The 7,153-nt window shown below is 59.3% G+C and carries 10 protein-coding genes; 5 read left to right on the top strand and 5 right to left on the bottom strand.

Going from position 1 to position 7,153, the window contains the following annotated elements; genetic code table 11:
* Positions 1–38: 38 nt before the first annotated feature.
* Positions 39–170, top strand: a complete 132-nt coding sequence (locus ACZ46K_RS30540) for a hypothetical protein (protein WP_464746422.1) — start codon at positions 39–41, stop codon at positions 168–170.
* A 537-nt stretch (positions 171–707) separates the two neighbouring features.
* Here the strand turns inward: ACZ46K_RS30540 and ACZ46K_RS30535 are convergent.
* Positions 708–866 carry a hypothetical protein gene (locus tag ACZ46K_RS30535; protein WP_464746420.1) on the bottom strand — a complete coding sequence of 53 codons (159 nt, stop codon included), beginning with the start codon at positions 864–866 and terminating at the stop codon, positions 708–710.
* Positions 867–1,166: 300 nt separating this feature from the next.
* Here ACZ46K_RS30535 and ACZ46K_RS30530 point away from each other — a divergent pair, with 300 nt between their 5' ends.
* The 3 genes from ACZ46K_RS30530 (at position 1,167) to ACZ46K_RS30520 (ending at position 3,090) form a co-directional block, all read left to right on the top strand.
* The gene (locus ACZ46K_RS30530; protein ID WP_054806496.1) at positions 1,167–1,520 is read left to right on the top strand and encodes a hypothetical protein; all 354 of its coding nucleotides are present in this window, start codon (positions 1,167–1,169) and stop codon (positions 1,518–1,520) included.
* A gap of 727 nt (positions 1,521–2,247) precedes the next feature.
* On the top strand, positions 2,248–2,439 hold the full coding sequence (locus tag ACZ46K_RS30525; protein WP_464746418.1) for a hypothetical protein: 192 nt from the start codon (positions 2,248–2,250) through the stop codon (positions 2,437–2,439).
* Between the two features lie 18 nt (positions 2,440–2,457).
* Positions 2,458–3,090, top strand: a complete 633-nt coding sequence (locus ACZ46K_RS30520; protein ID WP_464746416.1) for a Fic family protein — start codon at positions 2,458–2,460, stop codon at positions 3,088–3,090.
* Positions 3,091–3,155: 65 nt separating this feature from the next.
* On the opposite strand, the gene ACZ46K_RS30515 is transcribed toward ACZ46K_RS30520, so the two are convergent.
* Positions 3,156–4,493: an ApeA N-terminal domain 1-containing protein gene (locus ACZ46K_RS30515; RefSeq protein ID WP_464746414.1), complete on the bottom strand. Its 1,338-nt coding sequence runs from the start codon at positions 4,491–4,493 to the stop codon at positions 3,156–3,158.
* Positions 4,494–4,613: 120 nt separating this feature from the next.
* On the opposite strand from ACZ46K_RS30515, the gene ACZ46K_RS30510 reads away from it, so the two are divergent.
* A complete protein-coding gene (locus tag ACZ46K_RS30510; RefSeq protein ID WP_054806491.1) occupies positions 4,614–5,096 on the top strand; it encodes a hypothetical protein in 483 nt (160 codons plus the stop codon).
* A gap of 30 nt (positions 5,097–5,126) precedes the next feature.
* Here ACZ46K_RS30510 and ACZ46K_RS30505 read toward each other — a convergent pair whose 3' ends face one another.
* The 3 genes from ACZ46K_RS30505 to ACZ46K_RS30495 all read right to left on the bottom strand — a co-directional run bounded on the left by ACZ46K_RS30505 (position 5,127) and on the right by ACZ46K_RS30495 (position 7,136).
* On the bottom strand, positions 5,127–5,768 hold the full coding sequence (locus tag ACZ46K_RS30505; protein ID WP_054806492.1) for a DUF2637 domain-containing protein: 642 nt from the start codon (positions 5,766–5,768) through the stop codon (positions 5,127–5,129).
* 588 nt (positions 5,769–6,356) lie between these two features.
* The gene (locus ACZ46K_RS30500) at positions 6,357–6,854 is read right to left on the bottom strand and encodes a hypothetical protein (protein ID WP_054806493.1); all 498 of its coding nucleotides are present in this window, start codon (positions 6,852–6,854) and stop codon (positions 6,357–6,359) included.
* A 75-nt stretch (positions 6,855–6,929) separates the two neighbouring features.
* A complete protein-coding gene (locus tag ACZ46K_RS30495; RefSeq protein ID WP_054806494.1) occupies positions 6,930–7,136 on the bottom strand; it encodes a hypothetical protein in 207 nt (68 codons plus the stop codon).
* Positions 7,137–7,153 lie beyond the last annotated feature (17 nt).

Raw genomic sequence — 7,153 nt, 5'->3', positions numbered from 1 at the left:
CACACCGGACGACCACCCGCAGAACCAGAGGTGACCGAATGAGCAAGATGCAGAGGTTCCTATTCGGGATTCAAAAGTGGCTCGAGGAAGAAGACCCCGACATGCGGGAACATATCCTCAACGGCACCCCGCTACCCGACGGACACCCGGCGAAGCCGACCACGCCGTAACGAACTTGCCCCGTCGACGCCCGTAGGGTTGCTGGTCCCTTCCCGTGCGGCACGCGTCCAGGGCAACCACGACGTCCCGGTGCTCGCCCCCTTCCGCGGGCACTGGGGCGTCGCACGGCCTCAACCCTCACAGATTTATCCCTGTCGTTGCGTACCGGCTTTCGTCCCCTTTCACTGGCCGCGCACCAGGGGTAAAACCGGAGCCCCCGTCTGGCCTTCCTCCTAGGGCTAGGCGGGGGTTTCCGTGCGTTACAGGGGGAATCAGACCGCAGCGCCGCACCACTGACGACTGACGACTGAAGTGAACCAACATCCACAACATCGACGTTCCGCGAACACCATGGCAAACGCGACGACGAATGCTGACCACCCGATCAAGACGAGCAGCATCAAGAACGATCAACGCCGATCAACATCAACAACAAGCGACGACAACGAACCGCCGGATTGCTTGCACCGACAGACCCGACCGACGACCGGGACCAACCGGACCGACACCCGCACCGACACCCGACGCAACCCCGACCACGCCCACACTCACGAACCACGCAACGCCCGACAACACGACGCCGAGAACATCGCGCCGACAACCGCACCGACCAACGGCACCGACGTCGACCGGACGCCCACGGCACCGACGCGACCACCAGCGCCACCACCGACCACAGCCAGCAGCAACCCGACCACGACGACCACCGATGTCCTCGAGCACTGCCGATCATGCCCCGCACCAACGACGCAGGTCACGACTTCGACAGCCAGTAAGTTACCAGCAGGTAATCGAACATAAGATCGAACGACCAACGACCAACCTACCGCCTGAAGGTGCATACATGCAGGTCAGAGCGCTACAGACCCCCAGTGGTGGGAGGTCTCTCCATACCCCCTTCCTTGCTGCCGCACAATCTGCTGCTCGCTGTCCGCCTGGGCTAGAAACGTCGAAAACCGGTCCCGTGGGTGCCCCTCAGGATCCACCGTATGGAAGGAAAACTGCCTATGACCAGCGAAAACGGCAGGAAATCGGCCTCGAGAATCGTATACCCGGAAGGCTTAAAACAGTCCGGGCGAGAGCTGTATAAGGACGTTTTGAGTCGTCTTAGGCTGAACCTCTGGGAGGTTAAGCTACTGGTTGAGGCTTGCAGGACCGTTGACCGCCTTGAGGACTTGAACACCGAAATCGAGGATGCCGACGGGAAAGAGAAGCAGAAGCTTCTCGTTGAGGCACGGTTGCAGCAAGCGACACTTGGTCGACTGATCTCCTCGCTGCGGTTTCCTGAGTCCGTTGAGGATGACTCGATGGTTCGTCCGCAGCGTCGCGGTTCGTACCGTGGAAATTACGGTCGACGTTGAGGTGGATTGACGCCGAGAATCCGGCTGAGGCGGTTGATGTGCCCGCTGAGTTGCTCGCTGGCCCTGACATACGTCGGTGGTCGGATCCGGTGTTGGTCTCGAAGATCGACCGTGAGCATCGTCATCCTGATCGTGACGATTTGATGTTCGACGCTGCGCTCAGGGCTCGGAGTCGTTGGTCCGCTGCGGTCGCTGAGTGGGCAGACGCGGTTGGTTTGACTGTTCATGACGCCCGGTGTGTGGTGCCGGCGCGACGTCCGTACTGGGGTTGACCTGTGGAGATTAGGCGTAAAGAGATTGACACTGTTGTCCCCGACTATTTGACTGCGGGCGCCCTGGTTGATGTGTGGGCTCCGGAGCAGTGGGCGGCGTTGCAGGGAGTACAGCAGTCGGAAGATGTGTTCGTGGAACTAGCTGTGCAAGCGAAGATGACAGCACAAGTCAACTACACCCGTGCGCTCCAATCCTGGATGCGAACCAACGGAATCACACGACGGCCGGATGGGGTCACGACGATTCCGAAGTGGTCGAACCGGTAGAGGCAGTAAGTCTGGCCAAGCTTGACCTGATGTGGACGAACAGCCTTCCGTAGACGCCCCTATGCGTTTGTTAGTGTCCCAGGTCACAGACCGTCCGCGATCCATAGATTGCCTCGACGGCTGAAGACCTGCCATCATGTAGTTACACGCAGCATGGGCAGACTCGAACGGTTGAAGGGAGCGACACAGTGACTACGCAGGATGTTCGCGCAATGGTTGCTCAGTGGCGCGCCCTCCCGGATGGCGAGAAGGTGCGTCGCCGTCGTGGCGCAGTCGTCGACCAAGTGATCCGCAGTATGGCGATGGAAGGTGAGCCGGTTTCGCCTCGCTGGGCAATGAGTGCGCGGAGTCGGCAGAGCGCCGCTCTCGGCCTGCACTAGTCGCAGTCCTGGTTGTCGATGGACGCCTCGCCCGAGCCAGTTGATACGAGTAGTACTCGCCAGTTCGACACTCTCTTTGGAGAAAAGAGCTACGCAGAGGTTTCTGACCTCATTGCGGAACCTCTGCGTCAGCTCTTGGACGATGTAGCGTCCGGGACATTCGCTAGTAGTGCGATGGACGTTGATCTAATCCGGGGGTTTCACCTTCGCATTCTCACGGACGTGATGCCGGACATCGCGGGGCGGTGGAGACAGAAGCCGGTGCGGGTCGGCAGTCACTACCCTCCGGAGCATATCCACGTGGACCGTGAGATGCGCGAACTCTTGGATACGTTCGGTGCGCGCCTCCAGTACAGCAATGATGACATCACGTTGCAGTTGGAAGCCCTTGCATACTTGGAAGCCCACACTCTGCATGTGCACCCGTTCGAAGACTTCAACGGTAGAGCGGTGCGGGTCATGGTCGCAGAAGCTATGCGGCGTCTCGATTTCCCAGTACTCGAACTGAGCGTGGAGAGGGATACGCCCGAACATGTGGGTTACGTCCAGGCGCTTCGTACGTGGGACAACCACAAGTCAATTGTGCCGTTGTGCGATTTTTGGCGTGAGGTCCGATTCGGCGCTCTGGGCGGCGGATCCGCTGGGGTGTAGCAACCCACTAGAGTGCCCCGGTCGACCTCATGGTTGACCGGGGCACTTTCGTTGGTCTAGTGCTGTCAACTTGCGTACTTGGCGTTTTTCTCTAGGCGCTGGCGCTCAACCCCGAATTCCTGGGCAAGATACAGCCGGACAAGCAACGCTCCGGCGTCGGTCAGTATCACTGCACGCAGCGGATCAGGTAAGGGATGGTCTGCGTGTTTCGCTTGCTTGTAAACCTCATTGAATGCCACCGACCAGTCTTCGTAGTTCTTGAATGGCGGGATTCCGTTGTGAGGGCTTCCGGCTATAACTTCATCTACTGAGCAATCCAGCGTTTCATGAATGCGCTTCAGGTATTGGGGGAAGGAAAGGTTCTTTCCCCGTTGCACCTTATTTTCTCTCAATGCGACTAGATATCCAAGAGCCTCGATCGATATAGCAGTCTGGATAAGCTGAGTCTCAACGGTGCTGCCTCGCTGATACTTCGACGCAACGAGCGGCCCGACAACTCGCGTCCATTCTTCGGGCTTATCGATCCACCGCTGAAGATTACCTACACCCAAATCATCCAAGCTGAACAGGGCGTGCGTCCGTGTCGGCAACATCATTTCGGTGTCCCGTTTTCCGCGTCCACCTCGCACTGACGTTACCGGGCGCCACTTATCAGTTAGAACTTCCCCTGAACTGATCTTCATCAGCGGATACTTCTTGTTTGAAGCGGCGCTGACTTTCATTCCGCAAGGTTTCCAATATGCCACGGTCAATAGGTCTTGCATAGCTTGGTGGACATAGGCGTGTTCTTCCCACGGGATAGGTTCATCTACCAACGTTTGCACGAACACCTTTTCGGTCAGGATGTGCTGCCCGTTTTCCCGAGATTCATTGAACGTGAAGTGCGGATACAGGGACAGCCCGTGCTCTGTCCCGATCTGGATCGATTCCTTTGACTCCGCCTCAACGGTCACTCCCCGGATGAGGCCGGAATCGTTAGTGGTCCTTTTTGAATTCACCGAGGACAACCCAGTCCACGCCGGTAATCCGGCTATTTCGCTACGCAGTCCTGTGACTTGCCAATAGTCTTGGTCCGCTTGCCCGATTTCGGCGGCGTAGTCGATGCTTATCCGTGCCCATCCTGCAAGGCCACCACCGAAATTGCTTGTGGTATTTCGTAGCCTGCAACCGCCTAGAGCTACTTTTCCATGACGGTCGATGAACACTAATCGTTCGGTCGGATCGGGTTCGTTCGGGAAGGACTCCAGATCGAGTGCTTCTGAAACACGGTCATCAACGGGAAGTTCGAGCGCAATTTCCGTCGGGGAGATCTTCAGATGCCCGGTACCGATACATTCCCCGGTGTCGGGGTCATACACGAACCCCAGGCGGTCGTCCAGTTCATCGAAACTCGGTGTGGCCATGCGATGAAGCTAGCCGACAGTGCCGACATATCCGTGGAATCCTGAACCACTGTCGTTCGAACAGATGACATGTCATCGGCTCAACGGAAACTTGTCGGGCTCCGCTGGTAGATCAGGCACATGGAGTTCAACCACAAGATCTATCGCGAACACAGCGAACACATCCGGCACCGGGGAGTCCTCGCGCCCACCGGAGTAGTTATTGCCCTCCAAAGCCTCGCAGCCGGCCGGACGCCCGACGCATCCGTTCTTTGCTCAACCGCTACGGACGGCGCTACGACATGGGAGGCTCTGTGGCTGGTCGGGTCTTCACTCGTCTACGTGAAGGGGAGTCACTCACTGGAGCCATGGACCGGAACGGATCAGGGTTCGACAGAGGGCACCGTGACCGGATGGGTTCGGCCCGTCAGTGCCATTCGATCGTTGAGGATCGACGAGCAACAGGTTTGGACCGATCGGTTCCAGGCTCGAGAGGGCTCACGGATCAAGTGGGTTGTCGAGTTCGGCGATGCGGAACTAGCGGTGCCCGACGATTGGAGATTCGACGACTACGGCGATGCGGACAAGTTCGTTGCTGCGCTCAGGTCGACGTGGGGTCACTGAACGTTCGGCATGCAACCCCGGCCACTCTTGTCACGCTGCGGTCGTGTCTCGCTGTCTCCAGCGTCGCACCGTTGTGTCACTGACCCCGATGCGTCGTGCAACTTCTCGTTGTGACATTCCTTGCGCGAGTAGTTCGAGTGCCGTGGTGCGTCGGTCGGTAGTTGCGGGTGCGACTGCGAAGAGTGCCACGGGTTCGTCGTGGGTGGTCGATGACGTTGCATTCGCTGTGTCGCGGGTTGCGTCATCCTCCGCAACGGGTGTCGACGACGCCACTGCAACTACCTCGGCCACGTCGTCACGCTGTCTCGAGTCACGCACGAGCTGCACCGCGAGGTGTGGCGCAGCGAGTAGGCACAGCGGGGGCACGACGGATACTAGTGCAGCGGCGAACGGTGGGAGTGGTCCGGTGGGGAACATCGCGCCCGCGACTGCCGCGACCACTGACACGACCGTTGCGGAGATCAGCAGGAACCACGCGTATCGACGTCGCGCCTGGAGTCGCACCACGGCCATCGTTGCGACCACTGCGAGCCCGTCGACGACGATGGGCCATAGGTGCGCCATGCTCGGGCTGTATCCGGCGCGTGCTGCGAGGTCGACCAACTTGCTGTAGCTGAGCACGAACGCGAGTAGTGCAATGCCGAGTGTTGCGGTCGAATCGAGTCGTCTCACGTTGTTCTCCTGCGGGTGTCGTTGTGGGTCATGTCGTTTCAGTCGCTCTACGTCGATCTGAGGGCTTGATGTAATCGCTTCTCCCGTGCGTTCATTTCGGGGTAGGCGATTGGTGGGTTGAACCGTTCTCGTTGCTCTGCGGGCTTGTGAGCGTGGTTGTTTGGGCATACTCGTTGGGAGGGAGTGGAGAGGTGGGAGGGCAGGGCGTACCCCGTACCGCAATGGGTACGGATGCACCTTCTCGCCGGTCGGTCGGTCGCTACGGTCGGTTGGTGTGCACGCGACTCCGGGAATTGCTCGGTGTCGCCGGGACTGGGATGTTCCACGCGCTCTACAGATGCCACTCTGTGCCCCTCCGAGTCCGCCTTTACGGGGTGAGCTACGTGTGATCGGAAATGGTTGCTGTAGCCCCTCTGACGGGCGACGACCACGCGGGCAAGGCGTGTCACCCGTGCTTTCGACGGGCGCAGCGGATCGAAATGGAGTAGGGAAGCGTCACGGCTACCGGAACGGCCCGTGCACGACAACCCGGCTCACAGGGCCGCGTGTGGGGTCGGCACCACACGTGACGCAATGAGTCGGGTTGGGTCAGATGTCCAGTGCTGCAAGTTCGGCACGTTCGGCTCGGATACGTTCACCGATCAACGCGAGTGCGGTTTCCGGAACGATCGGGACTCGACGCCACGACATCACAGGATCAATTCCAGCTGTCAGACAGGCGTCGTCGACTTCACCACGGGTCAACGTCATGTTGTTCATGACGTCGTCGATGGTCGCGTCGAGAATGTCGGAAGCTTCAGCGAGTGTAAGTGTTCTCGAGCCGAGTTCGTTGATGGTCGGGCGGTTCATCCCGGCGAACAGATCGACGGGGTTGCGGTAGGTACGTCGCGCACCGAAACCGACACCGACGACGCCCATCGCAGCGGCAATGGTTTCGTGCGGTTCGGTGGTGAATGTTTGTCCGACGTACAGCAAGCCGAGTCCGCCACCATAGACAGCGGCGAAGAAGATCAGCGCGTAGAGCGCGGCGAGTGGTGTGGAGATGTTCCCGGAATCGTCGGGACGTAAGCTAGTGGTGCGATGCATGACGGAGTCCTGTCCGTGGTGTGGTCGTAGGTCCCGTGTCGGTGTTGACGCACCGTGCGGGACCGCTTTTTTGGGTTAGGCGTTGTCGAGTGCTTGGGCGCTGCGGATCACGGTTTGCAGCGTGTCAACGAGGCTGTGTGCGTCGTCGATCGAAAAGTCGACACCGTGCAGAGGTGCGGCGAATTGCAGTGTGATCATCGCCGGGTCATCGCCGATCTTCATTGCCTCGAGCGTGACAATGTCGCGGTCGTTGTGCGGCACGATAAGGTGGGAATCAGGCATCTTGTGGCACTCCTTGG

This window comes from Rhodococcus sp. JCM 9793 (assembly GCF_055380405.1).
Note: the sequence above shows the minus strand (reverse complement) of the source record. Positions and strands in the feature narration are given on the sequence as shown.

Bases quoted from the DNA above. Each gene is read 5' to 3' on its own strand.
- ACZ46K_RS30520 (WP_464746416.1), top strand. From the start codon at position 2,458: ATGGACGCCTCGCCCGAGCCAGTTGATACGAGTAGTACTCGCCAGTTC.
- ACZ46K_RS30540 (WP_464746422.1), top strand. From the start codon at position 39: ATGAGCAAGATGCAGAGGTTCCTATTCGGGATTCAAAAGTGGCTCGAG.
- ACZ46K_RS30530 (WP_054806496.1), top strand. From the start codon at position 1,167: ATGACCAGCGAAAACGGCAGGAAATCGGCCTCGAGAATCGTATACCCG.
- ACZ46K_RS30500 (WP_054806493.1), bottom strand. From the start codon at position 6,854: ATGCATCGCACCACTAGCTTACGTCCCGACGATTCCGGGAACATCTCC.
- ACZ46K_RS30515 (WP_464746414.1), bottom strand. From the start codon at position 4,493: ATGGCCACACCGAGTTTCGATGAACTGGACGACCGCCTGGGGTTCGTG.
- ACZ46K_RS30510 (WP_054806491.1), top strand. From the start codon at position 4,614: ATGGAGTTCAACCACAAGATCTATCGCGAACACAGCGAACACATCCGG.
- ACZ46K_RS30495 (WP_054806494.1), bottom strand. From the start codon at position 7,136: ATGCCTGATTCCCACCTTATCGTGCCGCACAACGACCGCGACATTGTC.